Source organism: Halalkalibacter hemicellulosilyticusJCM 9152 (assembly GCF_000513115.1).
In the GTDB taxonomy this organism is placed as follows: Bacteria; Bacillota; Bacilli; order Bacillales; family Bacillaceae_D; genus Halalkalibacter; species Halalkalibacter hemicellulosilyticus.
In genome coordinates this window covers 131,491-151,799 of record NZ_BAUU01000004.1, presented here as the reverse complement: position 1 = coordinate 151,799, position 20,309 = coordinate 131,491, and the positions used below count along the sequence as shown (strand labels likewise).

21 protein-coding genes and 2 pseudogenes are annotated in these 20,309 nt (G+C 38.3%); 3 read left to right on the top strand and 20 right to left on the bottom strand.

Annotated elements, in window-relative coordinates; translation table 11 throughout:
• Positions 1–45: 45 nt before the first annotated feature.
• From JCM9152_RS03690 to JCM9152_RS03665, 6 genes are all read right to left on the bottom strand, one after another.
• Positions 46–3,042, bottom strand: a complete 2,997-nt coding sequence (locus JCM9152_RS03690; RefSeq protein ID WP_052015540.1) for a 5'-nucleotidase C-terminal domain-containing protein — start codon at positions 3,040–3,042, stop codon at positions 46–48.
• 110 nt (positions 3,043–3,152) lie between these two features.
• Entirely contained in the window at positions 3,153–4,028 is an 876-nt protein-coding gene (locus tag JCM9152_RS03685; RefSeq protein WP_035341028.1) for a DUF6359 domain-containing protein, read from the bottom strand.
• Between the two features lie 297 nt (positions 4,029–4,325).
• Complete coding sequence (locus JCM9152_RS03680) at positions 4,326–4,961, bottom strand: hypothetical protein (protein WP_035341025.1); 636 nt, start codon at positions 4,959–4,961, stop codon at positions 4,326–4,328.
• 17 nt (positions 4,962–4,978) lie between these two features.
• Complete coding sequence (locus tag JCM9152_RS03675; protein ID WP_035341022.1) at positions 4,979–5,719, bottom strand: gamma-glutamyl-gamma-aminobutyrate hydrolase family protein; 741 nt, start codon at positions 5,717–5,719, stop codon at positions 4,979–4,981.
• A 371-nt stretch (positions 5,720–6,090) separates the two neighbouring features.
• Positions 6,091–8,067, bottom strand: coding sequence for a YjhG/YagF family D-xylonate dehydratase (locus tag JCM9152_RS03670; RefSeq protein WP_035341020.1), 1,977 nt, complete (start codon positions 8,065–8,067; stop codon positions 6,091–6,093).
• Positions 8,068–8,168: 101 nt separating this feature from the next.
• Positions 8,169–9,098, bottom strand: a complete 930-nt coding sequence (locus JCM9152_RS03665) for a dihydrodipicolinate synthase family protein (protein WP_035341017.1) — start codon at positions 9,096–9,098, stop codon at positions 8,169–8,171.
• Positions 9,099–9,651: 553 nt separating this feature from the next.
• On the opposite strand from JCM9152_RS03665, the gene JCM9152_RS03660 reads away from it, so the two are divergent.
• Positions 9,652–10,416: an IclR family transcriptional regulator gene (locus tag JCM9152_RS03660; RefSeq protein WP_035341015.1), complete on the top strand. Its 765-nt coding sequence runs from the start codon at positions 9,652–9,654 to the stop codon at positions 10,414–10,416.
• Between the two features lie 102 nt (positions 10,417–10,518).
• Here the strand turns inward: JCM9152_RS03660 and JCM9152_RS03655 are convergent.
• The 14 genes and pseudogenes from JCM9152_RS03655 to JCM9152_RS03590 all read right to left on the bottom strand — a co-directional run bounded on the left by JCM9152_RS03655 (position 10,519) and on the right by JCM9152_RS03590 (position 19,025).
• Positions 10,519–10,827: pseudogene (locus tag JCM9152_RS03655) on the bottom strand (hypothetical protein).
• 107 nt (positions 10,828–10,934) lie between these two features.
• Complete coding sequence (locus JCM9152_RS03650) at positions 10,935–11,288, bottom strand: DUF2200 domain-containing protein (RefSeq protein ID WP_035341013.1); 354 nt, start codon at positions 11,286–11,288, stop codon at positions 10,935–10,937.
• A gap of 198 nt (positions 11,289–11,486) precedes the next feature.
• The gene (locus tag JCM9152_RS03645) at positions 11,487–12,239 is read right to left on the bottom strand and encodes a GNAT family N-acetyltransferase (protein ID WP_035341011.1); all 753 of its coding nucleotides are present in this window, start codon (positions 12,237–12,239) and stop codon (positions 11,487–11,489) included.
• 111 nt (positions 12,240–12,350) lie between these two features.
• Complete coding sequence (locus tag JCM9152_RS03640) at positions 12,351–13,091, bottom strand: class I SAM-dependent methyltransferase (RefSeq protein ID WP_035341008.1); 741 nt, start codon at positions 13,089–13,091, stop codon at positions 12,351–12,353.
• A gap of 136 nt (positions 13,092–13,227) precedes the next feature.
• Positions 13,228–14,109, bottom strand: coding sequence for a GNAT family N-acetyltransferase (locus JCM9152_RS03635; RefSeq protein WP_035341005.1), 882 nt, complete (start codon positions 14,107–14,109; stop codon positions 13,228–13,230).
• A gap of 238 nt (positions 14,110–14,347) precedes the next feature.
• Positions 14,348–15,115: a nucleotidyltransferase domain-containing protein gene (locus tag JCM9152_RS03630; RefSeq protein WP_035341003.1), complete on the bottom strand. Its 768-nt coding sequence runs from the start codon at positions 15,113–15,115 to the stop codon at positions 14,348–14,350.
• 129 nt (positions 15,116–15,244) lie between these two features.
• Complete coding sequence (locus JCM9152_RS03625) at positions 15,245–15,502, bottom strand: hypothetical protein (protein WP_035341127.1); 258 nt, start codon at positions 15,500–15,502, stop codon at positions 15,245–15,247.
• 86 nt (positions 15,503–15,588) lie between these two features.
• Positions 15,589–16,122, bottom strand: coding sequence for a GNAT family N-acetyltransferase (locus tag JCM9152_RS03620; protein WP_035341001.1), 534 nt, complete (start codon positions 16,120–16,122; stop codon positions 15,589–15,591).
• A 130-nt stretch (positions 16,123–16,252) separates the two neighbouring features.
• Positions 16,253–16,795, bottom strand: a complete 543-nt coding sequence (locus tag JCM9152_RS03615; protein WP_035340999.1) for a GNAT family N-acetyltransferase — start codon at positions 16,793–16,795, stop codon at positions 16,253–16,255.
• A 42-nt stretch (positions 16,796–16,837) separates the two neighbouring features.
• Entirely contained in the window at positions 16,838–17,164 is a 327-nt protein-coding gene (locus tag JCM9152_RS03610; protein ID WP_035340996.1) for a hypothetical protein, read from the bottom strand.
• 62 nt (positions 17,165–17,226) lie between these two features.
• Positions 17,227–17,415 (bottom strand): hypothetical protein, encoded by a 189-nt coding sequence (locus tag JCM9152_RS03605; RefSeq protein WP_035340994.1) that lies wholly within the window; start codon positions 17,413–17,415, stop codon positions 17,227–17,229.
• 117 nt (positions 17,416–17,532) lie between these two features.
• The gene (locus JCM9152_RS03600; RefSeq protein ID WP_035340992.1) at positions 17,533–18,096 is read right to left on the bottom strand and encodes a DUF6434 domain-containing protein; all 564 of its coding nucleotides are present in this window, start codon (positions 18,094–18,096) and stop codon (positions 17,533–17,535) included.
• Positions 18,097–18,196: 100 nt separating this feature from the next.
• On the bottom strand, positions 18,197–18,643 hold the full coding sequence (locus JCM9152_RS03595; protein WP_035340990.1) for a 2-thiouracil desulfurase family protein: 447 nt from the start codon (positions 18,641–18,643) through the stop codon (positions 18,197–18,199).
• Between the two features lie 91 nt (positions 18,644–18,734).
• A complete protein-coding gene (locus JCM9152_RS03590) occupies positions 18,735–19,025 on the bottom strand; it encodes an RNA polymerase alpha subunit C-terminal domain-containing protein (protein ID WP_035340988.1) in 291 nt (96 codons plus the stop codon).
• Between the two features lie 235 nt (positions 19,026–19,260).
• Between JCM9152_RS03590 and JCM9152_RS03585 the strand changes: the two are divergent.
• Both JCM9152_RS03585 and paiA read left to right on the top strand, forming a co-directional pair.
• Positions 19,261–19,714 (top strand): annotated as a pseudogene (locus tag JCM9152_RS03585) (MarR family winged helix-turn-helix transcriptional regulator).
• 26 nt (positions 19,715–19,740) lie between these two features.
• Positions 19,741–20,259, top strand: a complete 519-nt coding sequence (gene paiA, locus JCM9152_RS03580) for a spermidine/spermine N(1)-acetyltransferase (RefSeq protein ID WP_035341123.1) — start codon at positions 19,741–19,743, stop codon at positions 20,257–20,259.
• Positions 20,260–20,309 lie beyond the last annotated feature (50 nt).

Genomic DNA, 20,309 nt, shown 5'->3' with positions numbered 1-20,309 from the left:
AATTCAAGTGGAATGACAGAACCGCCCGAACTATTTCATTTTCACTTAGGCAAGCTTTTTACGTCCCATTAATATGATCATAAACCCAACTAAGAACAGAATAACACCAATTAAAGCAATGTTAGCTGAATTCGTTGCTGTATCAGGTAATTTACGATCTTCATCTGATCCTTTTTTGCTTCCTGAATCTTGATTATCCTCATCATCTTCTTCAGCTTCAGGATGACTAGGATCTTCCGGAGTTGGATCGATATTTTCTTCTTCCTCAAATGCGGCAAATACACTGAAATGAGACGTCTCGGCAGACACATAGCCATCTAAGTACGTTCCTCCAACTTTCTCCCACACATTTGTTGTTTCATTTAAGTAGAAAATATGAACCTTGTCTTCATTAGTTAGTAAATCTTCATCAACCTGGAAATGCAGTGTAACAAATTGCTCTCCAAAATGAGAGAGAATTTGATCTCCTTGAGTTAGTGTAAAATCAAAGATTGTACTAAGTAATATCCCGGGCCCCGAGCTTAGTTCTTCCTTAAACTCTTCTTCATTTACTTCATCAAATGTGAATGTCACAGCTCCTTGACCCATTTCAAAAATAGCAGCTGGAATTTCGACCGTCACTGTGCTTGAAACGACTTTAATTATAGCTCCTTTTCCGATTAAATCATCGATTTGTTCGCTGCTTAGCTCAATCGTTGTATGTCTAGTAAACGGTTCAGAACGAACATCCAATTCTAGAATACCACTGTCTTGGACGCGATTGACCATTTCATTAGAAACAAAGATTTTACCATCTTTCACTACAAGATCATCTTTTGGCTCAGATGGTGGATCGACCGGGTCCACTGGATCGACGGGATCTGGATCAGTCGGATCTACCGGGTCCACCGGATCGACGGGATCTGGATCAGTCGGATCTACCGGGTCCACCGGATCGACGGGATCTGGGTCAGTCGGATCTACCGGCTGACTAGGATCATAAATAGAAATTCTTTTTCCTTCCACATAATCAATTGCTTCTATTTGTGACTCTACGAATTCTGCAACGGCTTCCCATACGAAACCACCCTCTCCAATCGTTGAGTCACTTAACGTATAATGACCACCATTATGCATAAAGTCGTTGTATACAACCTTATATACTTCATCGTCTTCAATACTTGTACCATCCTCTAAGCTGATCATAACATCCGCAAAGGTCGACGCTCCGTTACCTTTTACTAGCGTGTAATGAATACCTGAGGCTTGCACATCTACTTGGCGATGGTAATTCGATTGAGCCAGAATCATTTCTTTTAAACGTGCGCCAGTCGTTTCCACTACAACAATTTTGTTTCGATAAACATCTAACGCTTCAATTTGCTCTCGCGTTATATTACCTGCTGGAATCGCCCCAGTCACCGAGCTTCCATTAAGAAGACCGATGTCTGCATTTGTTTTTGATCGAACAGCATCTGTATAGAGATTTCCTAGACTAGCATCCATAACCCCTTTATTTGCACTAAACAACCCTTGTTCAGTAGATCCAATTACTTCCCCAACCGGGCTGCCTGCATTCGGATCAACTTCAATGGCTATTCGTCCCTCTGAGCCGTAATTCAACTTTTCACCTTGAGCGGTTAAAAATTCTCCGTATTCAATCATCGCAGTCGTCATTGGTGTAACTTCTGCATATAAGACCGTTCCTTGGAAATCGTAGCCTGATCCACCTGTGCCGATGTAATCAGGTACAGCAACGAGATACGTAGCATCAAGATCAAGAGGCTGTCCTTCTAGTTCTAACTCGACATCCACATATTGTCCACTCGCATTTGTTAAAATCGTGTAATGAAGCCCTGACGATTGTAAGTCAATTTGATTTCGATTATCTCGTGAATAAGAAAACTTGATAACATCCTTAATCGCTTCTCCAGTCATTTCAAATAACATCACTTGATTATCGAACGGTTCAATGCGATAAATATCACCAATCGTCACATCTCCAGCAGCTATAGAATCTCGAATTCCACCGTTATTCGTGAAGGCAATATCTGCATCTGCTGCAAACGCCATTGCATCTGTCCAGAAATTTCCGAGTGCTACATCTCTTTCATAGCGACCATCTCGTGTAAGACCTGTTTCTGACTCACCGATGACAATGCCTAATATTTCATCCATTTGCTCGTTCCAAACGTCAATAATCGCTTGGACTTCCTCATCCGTTTCCTGAAATTGACTAACCGATTGTAAGCGCCCTTGTACGTGAGAAACCTCTTTCGTTTCAGCATCAATCGCCAGCGATAATTTCCCAACGTGGCTAGCGTATCCACCCGCTTGGGCAATCGGTGTACCATTCACCACTTGAGGTGTGTTTAACACGGTATGGCTATGTCCACCAATAATGACATCAAAGTAATCGACCGCCTCCGCTAATCGACGATCATCACTATAACCAATATGCGTAAGAGCAATAATCACATCCGCTTGCTCTTCTAGCACTTCTTGATAAGCAAGAGCTGTATCAACATAATCATGGAATTCAATTCCTACGACTCCACTTGGTGCGGTGGCTGGAGGATTTTGCGTTAAACTAAATACACCCACATCAAACTCGTCAAACTCAAAAATGGTATAAGGCTCAGGCTGCTCAATCGCAATCAATGGATCGACAGTCATGTTTGCACTTAACCACGGGAAGCTTGATTGCCAGACACGTTCGGCAAACACATCTTGTCCATAATCAAACTCATGATTACCTATCGCCAATGCATCAAGCTTCATTTCATTTAAAATATCAATGATCGGTTCACCTAAATTAATGTCATTAACAGGAGATCCACTAAAAATATCACCAGCATCTAAATAAAGTGAATGATCAACAGCATCTCGTTCACTATTAATAAACGCTGCCACTTTCCCTAAATCATCAATACGTGAATGAATATCATTCGTGTGTAAAATCGTTAAATCTAATTGATCATCACTAGGCGGTGGTTCAACCGGATCTGTTGGCTCCACTGAATCAGAAGCTGGAACAATATCTGCATCGCCACGTGGCTTCACTTGAAATGTTCCATTAAATACACTTGCAACCCCAGTTACATCAACAACCTCTCCGTTTGACCTAGCAAAATCGTTATAAACAAGCCCAGTCCGATTATCAACGCGAACGACTACCGATCATCGCCTAATTCAGCTTGAAATTCGAACGTACCAAAGCTGTTCACTTCTGTTAAACGAGCAATCGTCACACCTTCCAATGTTACGAGCTGTCCTTGATTGGCATCACCCACTTCACCCGGTGATGCTTTCACTGGTGACGGTAACTTACCATCAGCTAAAACCGTTACATTCGACAACTGGCTAATTTGAAATTCGCCATTATACTCACCTGTTTCACCTGTAATAATGACTTCATCACCTTGACTCACTTGATTAGAACCAAATACGTATGTACCTCCTGTTGCATCCTGCAAATAAAATCCACTTCCACCCCACGCTCCAGGTGTTGTCGTAACAACGCCTCTTACCGAAACTTCTTCACCCTGTGCCATTTCGCGAACATCCGCTATCGCTGTGACTTCCGGTAGCTCAGGGTCTGGATTAATAGAACCACCATCAACAAAGGCCATTTGCGAAGGGTTTCTTAACCCCGCTTGAGAATAATAAGCTTCCAAATCACCACTAATGCGAACCTTTTCGCCGATGATACTAGGATTTGTAGCTAGTCCATATTCACCTCGAAAACCAGCTGTAATTTGAACAAGTAATATATTTTCACGATTTCGTTCCTCAGGATCATCTGCCAGTATTAAGTTAAAATCATTGGCAAACGGTGCTGAAAAATTATAGTTACCTGCACTTACGGTATGTCCAACGATATACCCTTCAACCGTTCCTGTTCCTTCATTGTTTGCAATCGCATCTTGTACAGAGAGAACATCCTCATCTGCTACGACAGCTGCGAGTGAATGAAACGGGCTGAACACAAGTGTTAGCACTAACACATAGATGAGAGTTTGCATGAACATATTTTTTCTCTTCCTCATAAATAGCCTCCTATATAAATTTTTTTGACCCATTCTTTTTGAAAAAGAATTCGACGACACGTTGATCGATGACATTCCCCTTCATAAGACAACAGAGTCATTTACACAAGGCTATCCTATCAAATCAATTTTAAGGTGATGTTAATTTTCCATGTAGATGCTGTATATATTTGGACAATCCTGTCATATTTTAAACAGATTTCTCTGACAACATCCTAAATCGTTTATAACCACACTAAAAAAGATGGCATCGTTTATTCTGATACCACCTTCATTTTACGCTCTCTCTATACTAACTCACTCCACTCCTCTAACAATCTCTTCAAGTTCATCGTGTGTATAGACTCCATTGATCCCTGGTTTTTTTAATAAATAATCAACGATTTCGCTATCATCTAATGATAACGTCGTTTTTAAACCATGAATAATCATGCTGACATACTCCTTCGATGGTTTCACAAACGGAACATCTAAATCCCAATCGGCCGTGAACGTTAATATTGGGTAGCCTTGCTCCTCTCCTACATATAATATCGTCCCATACCAAGAATCTCTGAATGTCTTGAAGCGGTTAAGAATGACCTCTTCTAAATCGATCTCAATCGTCGCTCCATTATTTTCCTGCTTCACGACATCAATAAATTGCTCGGCGGTTATTAAATATTTTCGACTATATGTATGAACCCTTTCATCTTTCGATAACCCAATAAATGCTACACCTTGATTTTGCCAGCGCTCTGATCGCTTTGCAAAGTATAGTGGATAATTCATCATGTATGTCGCTTCATCAATAGGCAGTGATGGATCTTTACATCCTACCTCTACTTTTTGCGAGCCCCGTGGTCTCCCTCCCTTGATATAACATAGGAAGCGTTCCCTACTTAAATTCGAACCATAGCTCGCGTACCAAACATAGTTAGTAGACAGACCCATCACTCTCATCTCCCCTTTTATCCATTCGCCTTTTGACGTCTGCATTCCGTTATAAACATTTCAAATAACCGTTGCATAGCCGGTTCTACACTAACCATTTCCTCTGGATGCCATTGAACACCTATGATTAGCGGCGCTTCTTCACTCATTCCTTCAACCGCTTCAATCATACCATCAGGAGCAACTGCTACTACCTTTAAATCAGACGCTAGCTTATCTATCGCCTGGTGGTGCATACTATTAACACGATAACTCTTACTACCTACAATTTGAAAAAGACGACTCTTCTCATCAATTTCTATTATATGAGTCGGCTCTGACCTCACCGTTTGTTGATCGTGATTAATGGCGTTCTCATGTTGCGACTTGATATCTTGAATGACCGTTCCTCCTAATGCGACATTTAACATCGTCATACCTCGACAAAGTCCTAGTATGGGCTTGTTCATTTCTAGAGCGTATCGAATCAACCCAATCTCTGTTTCATCACGTTTTGGACTAGTTTCTTTAACTTCCGGACTTGGATGCGCATGAAAGGAATAGGGATCAATATCCTCTCCACCACTTAAAATAATCCCATCACAAACATTCCCCCACACCTCTATCAATTCAGCAGATCCATTAGGAATCATCATAGGAACACCACCTGCTTGAATGACTGAACGGACACACTTTTCATGTATATGATAGCTCATAATTTGATTATGTGTCACAACCGAGCTTGTTAGGCCAATGACTGGATATGCAGACGAATCCATGCTTCACACTCTCCTTTTAATCTCTGTCTTTCACAACAATAAGTCATTCCTTATTTTGCAAATAGACAATGAGAAATATACGTTAAGTATGAATCACGATTCTCTTGTACGTAGTGTGGGGAGCGGTGCACCTATCCAGCCTAGTACTTATATCGGACCATACAAGAATTGCCACCAGCCCACACAGTTGAATCCATCCTATCCGCACCTCAATTACCAACACCAAGCACCCCAACCTCCATATCAGTCATACAGCACAACGCCTTACTATCCTCAGTATCGATACTAAAAAAAGAACGATTGTGTTAGATCTATTAACACAATCGTTTCCCTACTCTTCTATACAAGGATGGCTCCCATCACAGCTGCATTCACAGATCCTCACGGGCCAACGCCTTCTCCCCAGCCTCCAATACTTCTATAATTCGATCTACATCATAAACACTGCCACGCCACGTTCCTCCACTTACTGCCTGCAGTGCTGCCCAAAGCCGGGTATCATCAGGTAGCTTAGGATTTGGTTTCAGCTCTTGGTGAGTGCTGCGACTATTCAGCAGCTTTGTTGCATCAGCGATGGGCAGCTGCTTATCTTTAGTTCCAATAAATTGAACCGTCCCTTCCAAATTTACACAATCAATCACAATTTCAATCATATCGCCATCACGTAGCTTTCCGATCGGACCTCCGGCTAATGCTTCTGGACCAATATGACCAATACATGCTCCAGTCGACACTCCCGAAAAACGAGCATCAGTCAATAACGACACCTGCTTCCCAAACGGTAAATATTTAAGGGCGGACGTTAGTTGATAGGTTTCTTCCATCCCCGTCCCGAGTGGTCCACCACCGATTACAACCATCACATCACCTGCTTCGACTCCTCCTGTTTTGATCGCCTTGATCGCATCCTTTTCAGATGTAAACACCTTTGCTACTCCCGTATGGCGATACACCCCATCCGCCCCAACAACAGACGGATCAATTGATGTTGACTTAATGACAGCTCCTTCAGGCGCAATATTCCCCGCTGGAAACGTCACTGTTGACGTAAGCCCTTTCTCCTTTGCTTGTTCCGGGCTCATAATAACCTCTTCAGACTGGATACGATCAGCCGCAAATAAACGCTTCCTTATCTCCGCTCTTCGCTCTGAATGCTCCCACCAATCTAAATTCTCTCCAAGAGTCACTCCTGTCACCGTTTTCACATCTTCATGTAACAAACCTAGCTTTCGTAAATGCAACATCACCTCTGGAACACCTCCAGCAAGGTAAGCACGAACCGTCGGGTGATAATCAGGTCCATTTGGCAAAACACTTACTAACCTTGGCGTTTTTTTGTTTATTCGTATCCAATCTTCTACAGTCGGAATACGACAGTTTGCTGCATGAGCAATCGCTGGAATATGAAGCAAAAGATTCGTAGAACCACCAAAGGCAGCATGAACAACCATCGCATTTTCAATCGCCTTATCAGTTAGTATGTCCTTTGTCGTCAGCTGATTCTTTTCCATTGCTAATACCGCACGAGCCGATTGTCTCGCCATCTCTCCCCAAATCGGCTGTCCTGAAGGAGCCAATGCCGAGTGAGTAATCGCCATACCTAGCGCCTCTGCCACCACTTGCGCCGTTGCAGCTGTACCTAGAAATTGACAGCCACCACCCGATGTCGCACACGAAACACAGCCTAATTCAGCCGCCTCCTTTAACGTAATTTCCTTATTAGCAAACCTCGCACCAATCGTTTGAACCTTTCCGGCGTCCTCGCCAACGGTAGGTGGCAGCGTCACTCCACCAGGTACAATAATCGTCGGCAAGTCCGCTGTTCCTGCAAGAGCAATCATCATCGCCGGTAGCCCTTTGTCACAGGTCGCCACACCCATCACCGCCTGCCGCGTCGGAAGAGAGCGGATTAACCGACGATAAACAAGCGCTGCATCATTTCGAAATGGAAAAGAATCAAACATTCCAACAGTCCCTTGAGAACGACCATCACATGGGTCGCTTACAAATGCAGCAAAGGGCACCCCTTTTTTTCCACGAATCTCTTTAGCTGCCTCTGACATTAATAGATCTACTTCCCAATGTCCAGTATGGTAGCCTAAGGCAATAGGACTGCCATCGTGATCTCGAATACCACCATTTGTTCCCAGTATCAACACCTGCTTACCAAGTAGATCTTGGGGCTTCCATCCCATTCCAACGTTTTGCGTCATACCAAACAAATCACCACTCGGAGATTCCTCAAGCATTTGTGCTGTAAGAGGTAGCTCTCCTATTGGCCCTCTCGCATGTGTTTTCACGTTGTAAATGGATTGATCTTCATCAGAGAAAATATCATTTAATGACATAACAACCTCCAATTTTTATTTTGTCGTGCCAGTCGTTAATTCGTGTACGAAGCCGATCACGCAAATTTACTTACAGCCAATTTTTTTGAACCATCACATTCTTATCCCTCTCCGCTCTTATCTGGCAGAACGTTTGCTTTTTCTAACACCTGCTTCACCTGTTCAACCTTCTCTTCACTTAAACGCTTCGTTGGCGGGAGAACATACGTCGAAACATCCATCCCACATAGCCTCATCGCTTCCTTAATGACATTCACAAATGGACTATCAATCTTATACAATAGTGGAAGAACAGCTAATTGCTTATAGAGCTTTGCTGCTTTTTCTAAGTCGCCTTTGCGAAAGGCCTCATAAATTCCAACCGATAACTGAGGAGCGAAGTTTCCACTTGCCGAAATAACCCCATCTCCACCTAACTGAAGCGTATTTAACAAATGATCATCAAATCCACACATCACTGAAAAATGAGGATGCTTCCCTTTCACCTTAATAATCAACTCACGAATATGTCCGACAGAGTCAACCGTATCCTTAATACCGACAATGTTTTCGTGTGTATCAGCAAGCTTTAACACGAGGTCGACAGACAAATCCTGACCTGTGAGATTTGGAAAGTTGTAAAGAACGACAGGTAGATCTACAGACTTAGCAATGTCATCATAATAGCTAAACAAATGATCCTCAGACAAAACCCAATAATACGGGTTAATGACAACAACACCATCTGCACCGACCCGTTTGGCATCCTGACTTAACTCAATCGCTTCCCTTGTACTCGTACTTCCTGTGCCAATTAAGACAGGTACTCGCTTATTCACATAGGAAACCGCAAATTCAGCTACTGCTTTTCGTTCATTTACTGACATTTGCGAAAATTCTCCTCCCGTTCCAAGAAAGAATAATCCATTCACCCCTTTTCCTATTAAATGATCAATAAGCTGGCCCATTTGTCTTGTATTTAGCACACCTTGCTCATTAAAAAGAGTGGACACAGGCGGTATCACACCTTGAAAGCTCTTTACATTTCCCATCATGTTTCTCCTCCTTATTTAGTTTTATATTATAAAACCTTATGCTATTATTTGAAATACGAAACTATTATATCATAGAATCAAAGACCAAAGGGAATCGTCTTGCCGCTAAAAGGTTAAAAAAGCGTTGCTTAAAGACGAAGGGTAGTCCTCATTCCTCTAATCGAGTAAAAAGTGTTAAAAATGAGCTTAAAAAGTGAAATAGAGGCATGAGAAACCGGAACAACATGTAAAAGAGAAACATGAAGAGAATAACGGAATGAAGAACCGTATGCAGCAGGTGGTCATGCGCCTTGCCCCAATCCACTCAAAAAAGACAAATCGACTTTTTCAGTACCTTTCATTTGAGTAGTAATGGCTTCATTCGTTGTTCGATTAATACGAGAACCCCCTCATATCAAGCTTTCAAAGCTCATTGCTTAAAGGCCCACCAACAGGAGCCTCACCAGTCCTCCATTTCTACTTCAAGACACCCTCTTTCCTTCACCTAGCTTCTACGTTAAAATGAAAGGGTTAGATTATTGCGAAAATAAGAAGAATATGAGGGTTGATCATGCCAATCATTCAATCTGTCGTACGCGCTCTCACGATTTTAGATCTATTTGATGAGCAGAAGACTGAACTAAAAATTACAGAAATAAGTACAGAAATGGGACTCCATAAAAGCACCGTTCACTCATTATTAAAAACACTTCAGGAAGCCAACTACATTGAACAAAACCCCGACAATGGAAAATATAGACTAGGAATGAAGCTAGTTGAACGAGGTAATTTAGTGATAAGTACCTTTGATCTTAGAAATGTCGCTAGAAAATATTTGCTCAAGTTATCCAAAGAAACCGGTCAAACGAGCCACCTTGGCATTTTAGACGGAGATGCAGGAGTATACATTGACAAAAAAGAAGGAGAAAAAGCATTAATTCGTTACTCAAGAATCGGCAAACGAATCCCTCTTCATTCAACGGCTATTGGGAAAATCCTATTAGCGTATCAAAATGAAGAAAACTTAAAGAAGCTACTATCCGATTACCTCTTCACGCCATTAACGAATAAAACTATAAAAAATCATGATGCGCTACAAAAAGAATTAGATGATGTCTTAAGACACGGATACGCTATTGATAACGAGGAAAACGAGCCGGGTGTTCGCTGCATAGCCGTCCCGATCAAAAATCTCGAAGGAGAGCTCCTTGCTGCGATTAGTATTTCAACATTAGTCTCAAATGTACATGATGAACAGCTTCAAGACTATCTGAATTTACTAAAAGATACAGGTGCCAAGCTATCAGAAGAGGTACGTTATGGAACAGCGACATAATAGAAAAAAGTATAAAAAAGATCCTCAGCGATTAAGGCTTAATCAAGATGAGGTCTTTTCACGGGCGCTGAAAAAGGTTGGATTCTTCTCCTTAGATGCAAGCTACTTATTAAAAACAGCGTCCTTTCTACTATACATTTCATAAGCAAAATAACCAAATAAATAACCGATTCCAGCACCTAAACTAGTTGTAAATAAGAAAGAAATTGGAAGAAACAAACCGACAACGCTACCAGTAGCACAGCCAAAAACCATTCCAATTGGCATTAAACTATCCAATAAAGCTTAAGCTCTTTTTGATTTCTTCTTACCAAGATTCCCTTCGTAATATTTAAGTTCCAGCCTTCCTATGCTAAATATGACAATCGCTCCAACGCTGACAACAGGTGCTATCGCCATAACAAATCCCACGCTAAAACCTCCTATAACGTTTCATACTCTTGAATGGCAGCTACAAATTATAGGCAAATCGTTACTACTATGATCATCACATCTCATTCAGCGATATAGTATATTCATCATCCTTTGCGCAGTATCTTCTCCATCGCTTTTCCTTTTGCTAACTCGTCAATTAGCTTATCCAAATAGCGAATTTCCTGCATCGTTGGCTCTTCAATATCTTCCACTCGCACGCCGCAGACTACACCTTTGATCAACGTTCGCGAAGGGTTCATCTTAGGAGCATCGGCAAAGAAGGTTTCAAAGTCTGTCTGCTGCTCTAATTGCGCTTCTAGCTCTTGATCGCTATAGCCTGTCAACCAACAAATAATTTCATCAACTTCTGCTTTCGTACGCCCTTTCTTCTCCGCTTTTGTGACATAATGCGGATACACACTTGCAAAGCTCATTGTATAAATCTTATGCTTGGTCATGAGACACGCCCCTTTCTTTGTATTTGACGTAAAATCGCTGAGTAGTTTAGCTAAAACTTTCTATGGAGAAATTTACAACTTATTTGTTGATGTTTTAAGTGAGTGTGCAACTTATCAATATAAACATCTTGGAATGTTTGATCATCAAATTTTATTAATTGCCTCCATTGCGTTCCCTCTTTTCTATTTAAACCATTATTAACTTTCTATCCGATACCAATATCTATACACTTCTTTAAAACCCAATTTCGAATAAAGATTTAAAGCTGGACGATTATTTAATACAACTTGAAGATAGGCATGTTTGGCTCCATTTTCCTTACCCCACTTTAAAAGAGTACCAATTAATTGTTTTGCATACCCTTGGTTCCTATACTTCTCATTAGTAACAATATCAAACAACCCTATGTATTCCCCCTCTAGTACGCCCATTCCACAAGCAAGAGGCTCATTTCTGTCGTTAAACAAAATGACATAGCAAACTTCAGGAACGATCCTTTTTAATATCTTTTTTAATGTAACTTGGTCAGTACCTCTTACATGATTTAATTCACAGAAATAGAAATACCATTCCTCATCAAAAGTGCTATATAAAACGGTTTTATCTGCTGATGGAACGTCAACGTCATTCAACGATAATAATTGGACACTAGTCAATCCATCTAGTACATACCCTTTTTGTTCAAGAATACGATCCAAGTCATTTGGGAATACATTTGTCGTAAGCTTGTAAATAACTTTCAAATTTTTGCGACGATACATCTTTCTCATATTTTCTATCTTCTCTTCTATCACATCATTTGAAGAGTAAAGTGGATAAATAGAATTGGCTCTTTTGGAATAACCATCAGAAAACCTTACTATCCAACCGTCAACAAGCTGTGTTTGAAGAGCTGGTAGAGCATTCATTGATAGCTCCTCAATTTTTTGTATGACTAGCTTATTATCCATTAAACTAAATCTCTCCCTTGACTATCATACTGAGATTCTCCGAAAGCTTCATAAAAGCCTGAGTTACAGTTTACATTCTATTTAACGGTCTCTTTTCAGCAGCCATCTACATTACTTGTTAGCTACGAGTAAGAACCTTTTTGAATTTGTACGAATTCCTTTTTTGGTTTGATTGTTTTGGATGAACTCGTTCAAACTATCTAAGTCTCTTTCTCTCTTCCCGAAATCAGGAATAATCGGTGTATGTTGAAGTAAAAATATCAGATCCTCAGGTCTTTTATAGTAATCGATTGCATCGTATTCAAAGGATTGAACCTCAGTAAAGCCCGCATCATATAGTTCCGTTACGTACCTTTCTTTTAACGTACCATCGACTTCTCCAAAAGATTGTCCCCTTCCAAAAGCTGTCTTTACATTTAATTTATCTGCTTCACTTACTTGTTGTGTAAAAAAAATCCCACCTTTCTTTAATACCTTAAATACTTCTGTTGAAACAAACGGTGCATGGCAGGCTGAAACAATGTCAAAAAAACCGACAGGAAATTGCAAATCATCAGCAGACATTTGGGAAAATCGTACGTTTAAAGCCTTTGATTTCCTAAGATTTGATCGAGCGGTCTCCATCATTCCCGTTGAAAAGTCAATTCCCACTAAGAACATCAAGGAAGAAGCGATTCTTAATACGTTTTCGCCTCCACCTGTTCCAATGTCCAAAAGAACATCTGAACGTTTGCTTCTTTTCATAACTTCTTCGTAAAACTCCCACTTCATCCCTTCAGTCTCCATTTGTAAATGACTAAAATCCCATCCGTTTACTTCTCCAACCTTATCGTAAAATTCTAATTCATTCATTTTTTAAAACCTACTTTCCACATTTTTTAAAAAATGACTTCCTCAAGGTAGTTACTCCTAATATGTATTCCACTTCTCTATCCCAAGAAATGAAATCGCCATCATCTTTATTGCTCCTAAAGCGGATTGCTTATTTTTAAGCTTGAGATGTAATTGGATGTTTTATATACGATGGAAACTCTTCGTTCCCATTAGTTTTTACGAATAATAAATCATCCTCGTTAAGAATTTCTCTTTTCAAATTTACTGCTTGATAATCAGGTGTATAGTGAAAGACAATTTTCTTCGTATTTTGATTAGAAATGGTTGAGAGAATCTTATTAATGTTGACCTCTTTTTTACTTACAATATCAAAAATATCTAGCTGATGACCCTCTTGCCGAAAGATTACGATGGCTTGTTCATCTTGTAGATAGTAAATGTGATTGTTAAAAACGTAGATACAATAATACATGAGTAGTTCTTGAGTGTTAGCCGTACTAAAACGCTTTGATACAGGAATTCTTTCTAATGCAAAATGATAAATGAAATGAAGGTCTTCCACACTAGTACCATCTAATTTACGGAAAGTATTCACTTCTGTGGAATCTACTAAACATTCCATTGAGAACTGATATTCATGAACAGGTTTAAAGCCGAATTTAGGATAAAAGTCCAATACATTATTATTGGAAAATAAATAGATAAAATCACTTTTATTCTTGTATTCTTCCAAAACCTTATTCATCAGACTTCCCGATAGCCCTCTATTTCGATAGTCAGGATGTGTCATAACGGTCCCTATTTGTATAGCTCTTTTTTTCTCATTGTTTATGATTAAATCCACTTGATTAACCGAGATATTTGCTATAACATGATCATTTTGTACATATGAATACGGAATATATCGGTGTTTCCAATAGTTATTTTGATACCAATCTTCAAAATGGATACCAAAAACGGACATAGCTAGTTCGTTGAAGCTATTTCTTAATTTTTCATTATCTTTGTAATCCTTATAAAATGTTATCTTAGACATTTTGTCACCTCTATAAAGATGTTTATTATGCTGTAACCGGATTAACTGAGCTTATTATTTGTTGTGAATAACGAAAGCTCTTGAATAAAACCTAACAACATTGATTTTCATAACCTGATCTAGCTCATCATTTCTTTTCTAGGGGACAAACAACATTCTAAAAAGATTCATATTGAATTAGATACATCGACAATGTTGCTAGAGCCTTTATCGCAACATGAAATTCCTTTAAAGCTATTTAAGTACTTTTCAACCATAATTTGAAATCTTCCATTATTTTAATAAGCTCACTATTTCTAATTGTTTTTTGTGAGCATTTCAATAATTTAATCTGCTCAAACAACTCTTCATTAGGAAAATACAACTGAACGATCATTAAATTTTCATTTACCTTTGTTGACCAACTTTCATCTTTAACATTTAGCGTTAAATATGCCCCTCTAATCAACCTTTTAATCATTGTACGCTTATAAATTCCAGATATATTTTCTTTAGTAAGCTCTTGTAAATAGTGATCAATGACTGTTAATAGGTCACTATTTAGAGCACAGCTTATTTTTTTGTTTGGTTTCATTCTAGGAAAGTTGTTAGATAAATCTTCTCCATAAATACATGTACACATGTGCCGTAACCAAAAACCCCACTCATAAAAATTTTCTTGTGCCAAAGCTTCCGTCATTTCTCCAATATCATAATCTATTTTAATGATTTCTTTATGTCGTTTTAAAAGGGCTAAAGTCTTTTTGCTAAGTTCGTCTTTTTCAGTAAGAGTTGTTGGAGAATTCACGATTACTGTAAGGTCTAAATCGGATTCATTAGCAACTGCTTCTCCTCTGCCAACACTCCCATAAACATATACACTATGTAACTTTTCTGCAAACACGTTCCTTAATAAATTAATTGAAGCTTGTATAACGTATTTAAATTCATTTTGTATATTTTCTTTAGCGGTATTGTTTAAAATAAACCCGGCACTATCTGTACCTATTCTTGTGGGAATATTCATCATGATCACCTACCTTTTTAGCAAAAAACCGTTTAGTAAATCTATCATTTTTCTTATAATGCTAATCAGCCTATTTTTTAAATAACTATGAGACATGGATACACCTCTGTACAAAATCCCCTTTTCATTCTAAAAAATCAGACTGAAAACTAAGACAATGCTCAATCCGATAACGGCTCCGACATCTGGTTCGAAACGTTTATTCTCTCTTCGTTTTTCCAATATAGTCATCACTTTCCCAAGTATGACTAATATCATTGCTATGCTTATGACTGTATGACTAAAAGCTGCACTGAATGTAGCATGATCAGACATTAGGGCTACAGATATTGGAATGACCACTAACAAGGCTGCACTCACATACAAGAACCATTTCAATTTACTCATTTTCCGCAAACGTTCCTCTCATTTTTAAATTTGTATCGTATACTCCTGTAAAAGAACAGAGGATATGTCGCTAGTTATTTAAAAAATCATGTACAATATTCAATTAACCAACAATCCTGGTATTCACCTTCATGCAATTCATTTTTAGGAAGTAGCATTACTTTTTTAAATCCACATTTCTCGTAGCATCTAATAGCCCGCTTATTTCTTGTTTGAGGATCCATCACTACTCTTTTCGCCTGCACTTCTTCAGTTAAATATCGTACCATAGATGATACAAGTAGTGTTCCAATCCCTTTATTCCAATACGCTACTTCACCAATAAATTGATCTGCACCATATACATTTTCTGTAGTATACCCATAGGCTTTTTGCGTTTCTTCATCCAATTGATAGAATTGAACATATCCAATTTCATTACCGTCAAATTCCACAATGCATCTGACTTCATTATCTTCAGGTAGATAAAATTCCCTTTCAATCTTTACTATATCAAAGGGATTATCTCTCCCTTCATAGAATTCAAGAACTTTAGGGTTTGACAGCCATTTTGCCAGCAGAAACTTATCCTTTTTTTCTAATTTACGAACTTTTAGGTGACCATTTTGAAAGATTGTCATTATACCTCCATCCTCAACCACTTTATTTATATTTCAATACTATGGTTTACTGCTTATTTCCAACGAAATGTGAGAAACCATCACGTGTAACCATTAAGAAAAAGGACTCTTATTTCAGAACTCGACAACATTAGACCAACACTTTATCTCTTTCAAACCATTCATGTTCTAAAATACTCATTTCCCATGAACTCCAATATTGGTCACCCATTTTCCTTGATTCTCTGAGTAATCCTTCTTTTACAAATCCTAATTTTTCATAACAAGCAATCGCCGCAACATTAAAATCAAACACTCCGAGACTAACTCGATGTAATCGAAGCTCTTCAAAGGCAACTTTAAGAATTTCTGTCATCATTTGTTGACCTATCCCTTGCCCTCTTTTACTTTTTTCACCAACTAAGACCTTTCCAATTCTTGCTGATCTGTTTAATCTATCAATCTTCCCTAATGATATATGCCCAATAACTTTTCTTGTTTCTTTTTCTATAACGCTATAAACGAAAATAGTAGAGTAGTCTTTGTTTGCATTTTCAAGGTAGCTTTCTAATTGCTGTTCATCTAAAGGAAATCTAAAAGCAGGTCCTCCCCATTGAAGTAAAAACTCTGGTGTTTCAATCCAGTTAATCAGTTGCTTAACATTAGCACGCTCAAAAAATATTAATTCAACCATATTGTAGGTCCCCTGTTTTTTGTAAATAGAAATTTTATCCAACTAGCTTGCACCTTGTTGACGTTTAAGAGTGATCGTTTCTTTTCTCCGTTTCCACCTTTTAGTGACAAAATGGATAGCCAAATAAATGATTAGGACATTCACTAATATACTTAAAAGATTAATGTGTAAGCCATCATTACCTGTGAAAAAATTAGTTCCAAACCATATACTATTAGGCTCTCTTTGATAAATGGTTATACTCGTTAAAGGGTAGCCATACGTATACCTCCCCATCCCATCACTAATAAATCGGCTAGGAATGAAAATAACTATTAACGCACAGAGCAATACGCTGTATCCCATAATTGTATGATTAATCCGCTTCAAAATACCACCTCGTTAATCGTATTTTTCTACAAACCTGTGCACGTTTTAGCAGCTTCTTTCATTCATGAGCGTTTTCTGTTCTTGTATTTCAAATTCCACATCACGATCCGTTGAATGACAATCATGATTGAACCTAAAATTAACACTAAAACAGGTCTTTCACTACGTTCTGCAGAGGCATTAATATAAAATATACCGACTAACAATATGACCACACAGGATAATGTCACTGTTATTTTTTCCTTCTTCATAGTTCCTCCTTACTCTCCAATTTTTAACTTCTTTTTTATTTTAACATTAATTTCCTTTATAAAAAGAGAAAAAGAGCGTCCTTTTACGGCACGCTGTCTCTCTCGTTAAGTCTATAGTTAGGGAGTATATTTATTACTTCCTGGGAGGCTTTTGATTGTATTCCATGCTTCAATTGCTTCTTTTCGGCTTTTCTGTTGGTTTTTCGGGTCCGTATAAAAATCACGTATAAACTGGTTGTATTCAAATTGAGGGGCGATTTTTTTCTTGTATGTAGGGTCTTTTCTTCGGTCTTCTTCTTCATACCAAGCATCGACAACATCACGATACGTTTTTCCAATATTATTTTTAAAGTAGTTTTGGATATACGTAGAAAAATGAAATTTGGGGATAACCGTCTTAAAGAACGCTCGTACCTCTTGACTACAGCGATGGTTTTCCGTAATGACTGTCTCAAGGTTCAAATCTAATGCTTTATCTACCTTATTGCTTACCCTTGATTTTCTAATTGGCTTTTTAATCTCGCCTGCATCGAGAAACACATGAATCCTATTAGAAATCTCTCCTTTTGAACCAGATGCACTTATTCCGTTCTCTCGACAAAAAGTTTGTAATTCTTCCTTTAGCCAGTAATAATCATTGAAATCTTTCATGCTCATTTCTTTTGTTAGATTCGGTCTCATAACCTTCAGCTCCTTGTATTCTCAACGTCCTCAAGAACATATATTCCCCTCCATTATATTTTATCATAGAGCTTGCTTCCATTAATGCTGAAAGATCGTTTTAAACAAAATCCTCCTCTGACATCACTTGGAAACCATTTCTTTTTAATAAGGCTGAAGTAACACCATTTCCAACAATCCTTTCACCCTTGAATTCACCGTTATAAATCATTGAACTCCCACAGGATGGACTATTCTCCTTGAGAATAACGATTGAAGCATTTATTTCTCTTGCTTTACGTAAAGTAGCATGAGCACCTTCAAGGTAAAGAGCCGTTACATCTTTTCCAGACTTTTCAATGACTTTAGCGTTTCCATCAAGTACATCTTCTCCGTTGCCACCTACTATTTCAGCCGGCTCCCTCGGTGTTAAAAATCCACCAAGCAGCTCGGGGCAAATCGTCACAGCTTTCTCCTCATTAACTAGCTTACTGATCCGATTATCCAAGCTATGTGTACCGTTATATCTCACTTCTAATCCAGCTAAACAGGAACTGACCAAAATCATGAACGCCACCTCACAAGTACATATATTCTTTATCAAACGAATTCATTGGCTTTATGCCATCGCATCATATACATCACAAATTGTTGATGATTTACTTTTTAAATGATAGACCTTCTTCTTCTAATAACGTTCTCATAGTAGGTAAGGAAGCTGGTCCAATTCCATGAATGCGTAATATTTCTTTTTCCGTATACGTCGACAGCTTTTGCAAAGTGTCAATTCCTTCGTGAAGCAACGCATTTCTTGCAGGTGAACTAAGCTTCGATAGGAAGCCGCTATTTGGCTTACTCTCCTTATCACAGGTAGGACAACTCGGGCAATCACTACTTTTGTAATACGTATGTCCCTTTTCACAAACCTTCAACGTTTTTTCGGATGTCACATTAATTCCTCCTAGCTAATTTTTGATTAATGTTAACATATCACAATTTGCGTATTCATTATAGTAGCTTATTAATCAACCAAAAATCATTATGGTATGAATGAAATGATTTTTTCCATTCAGCATGTTGGTTCTCATCAATGGCTCTTTTATTGCATTTACAATAATTTTGACATATCTTAAGTATATCATTATTATTGCATTTGCATCAAATATAAAATAGAGGTGAACGATGGTGAAGTCTATCCTACGGGAAATTGGCATGATAGCAAGAGCTTTAGATTCTATAAGTAATATTGAATTTAAAGAATATGATCTTACAAAAGGACAGTATTTGTACCTAGTGCGAATCTGCGAACATCCAGGAATTATACAAGAAAAAGTAGCCGAAATGATAAAAGTAGACCGATCAACAGCTGCACGAGCGATAAAAAAACTTGAACTACATCACTTTATCGAAAAAAAGGCCGATAAACAAAATAAAAAAATAAAAAAAACTTTATCCCACAGAAAAAGGACAAAGGATCTATCCTTATATTAAAAGAGAAAATGATCATTCAAATAAGGTTGCCCTATCTGGATTTAACGATAATGAAATAGAAATGATCTTCAATCAGCTTCAAAGAATAAGAACAAACATTGAGAAAGACTGGGAATATGTAAAAAAAGGAAACAAACGAAATTATTAATTATACAAAAGGAGAGACACATTGTGATGACTACTTCTATAAGAAAATGTACCCTTGACGATTTACATACAATTCAAAAAGTGAGCTATGAAACATTTAACGAGACATTTAAGCATCAGAACTCACCTGAGAATATGGATGCCTACTTGAAGAAAGCATTTAATTTACAGCAATTAGAAAAAGAATTAACCACTCCTTCATCTCAATTCTATTTTATCTATTATCATAATCGATTAGCTGGATATTTAAAGCTCAATATGAATGATGCACAATCTGAAAGGCTAGGGGATGATGCGCTTGAAATTGAAAGAATTTATTTAAAAAATAAGTATCAAAAGCTTGGACTTGGTAAGCACTTACTAGATAAAGCTTTACAAATAGCAACAGAATACAATCAGAAAAAAATATGGCTAGGCGTATGGGAGAAAAATTCAAAGGCAATTGCTTTTTATAAGAGAATGGGGTTTGTCCAAACAGGAGCTCATGCTTTTTATATGGGAGAAGAAGAACAAACAGATTTTATCATGACCAAAATGCTTAAATAAATAAGGATGACTGTCAAAGGCACTGAAAAAGTACAAATCAACTTTTTCAG

What these genes read in the sequence shown, in the direction of transcription:
- JCM9152_RS03670 (WP_035341020.1), bottom strand. Translation starts at nt 8,067, where the DNA reads ATGTCATTAAATGATATTTTCTCTGATGAAGATCAATCCATTTACAAC.
- JCM9152_RS03605 (WP_035340994.1), bottom strand. Translation starts at nt 17,415, where the DNA reads ATGAAGAAGGAAAAAATAACAGTGACATTATCCTGTGTGGTCATATTG.
- JCM9152_RS03685 (WP_035341028.1), bottom strand. Translation starts at nt 4,028, where the DNA reads ATGAGGAAGAGAAAAAATATGTTCATGCAAACTCTCATCTATGTGTTA.
- JCM9152_RS03640 (WP_035341008.1), bottom strand. Translation starts at nt 13,091, where the DNA reads ATGAATGAATTAGAATTTTACGATAAGGTTGGAGAAGTAAACGGATGG.
- JCM9152_RS03635 (WP_035341005.1), bottom strand. Translation starts at nt 14,109, where the DNA reads ATGTCTAAGATAACATTTTATAAGGATTACAAAGATAATGAAAAATTA.
- JCM9152_RS03665 (WP_035341017.1), bottom strand. Translation starts at nt 9,098, where the DNA reads ATGGGAAATGTAAAGAGCTTTCAAGGTGTGATACCGCCTGTGTCCACT.
- JCM9152_RS03615 (WP_035340999.1), bottom strand. Translation starts at nt 16,795, where the DNA reads ATGGTTGAATTAATATTTTTTGAGCGTGCTAATGTTAAGCAACTGATT.
- JCM9152_RS03675 (WP_035341022.1), bottom strand. Translation starts at nt 5,719, where the DNA reads ATGGATTCGTCTGCATATCCAGTCATTGGCCTAACAAGCTCGGTTGTG.
- JCM9152_RS03630 (WP_035341003.1), bottom strand. Translation starts at nt 15,115, where the DNA reads ATGAATATTCCCACAAGAATAGGTACAGATAGTGCCGGGTTTATTTTA.
- JCM9152_RS03620 (WP_035341001.1), bottom strand. Translation starts at nt 16,122, where the DNA reads ATGACAATCTTTCAAAATGGTCACCTAAAAGTTCGTAAATTAGAAAAA.
- JCM9152_RS03650 (WP_035341013.1), bottom strand. Translation starts at nt 11,288, where the DNA reads ATGACCAAGCATAAGATTTATACAATGAGCTTTGCAAGTGTGTATCCG.
- JCM9152_RS03595 (WP_035340990.1), bottom strand. Translation starts at nt 18,643, where the DNA reads ATGATTTTGGTCAGTTCCTGTTTAGCTGGATTAGAAGTGAGATATAAC.
- JCM9152_RS03660 (WP_035341015.1), top strand. Translation starts at nt 9,652, where the DNA reads ATGCCAATCATTCAATCTGTCGTACGCGCTCTCACGATTTTAGATCTA.
- paiA (WP_035341123.1), top strand. Translation starts at nt 19,741, where the DNA reads ATGACTACTTCTATAAGAAAATGTACCCTTGACGATTTACATACAATT.
- JCM9152_RS03600 (WP_035340992.1), bottom strand. Translation starts at nt 18,096, where the DNA reads ATGAGACCGAATCTAACAAAAGAAATGAGCATGAAAGATTTCAATGAT.
- JCM9152_RS03625 (WP_035341127.1), bottom strand. Translation starts at nt 15,502, where the DNA reads ATGAGTAAATTGAAATGGTTCTTGTATGTGAGTGCAGCCTTGTTAGTG.
- JCM9152_RS03680 (WP_035341025.1), bottom strand. Translation starts at nt 4,961, where the DNA reads ATGGGTCTGTCTACTAACTATGTTTGGTACGCGAGCTATGGTTCGAAT.
- JCM9152_RS03645 (WP_035341011.1), bottom strand. Translation starts at nt 12,239, where the DNA reads ATGGATAATAAGCTAGTCATACAAAAAATTGAGGAGCTATCAATGAAT.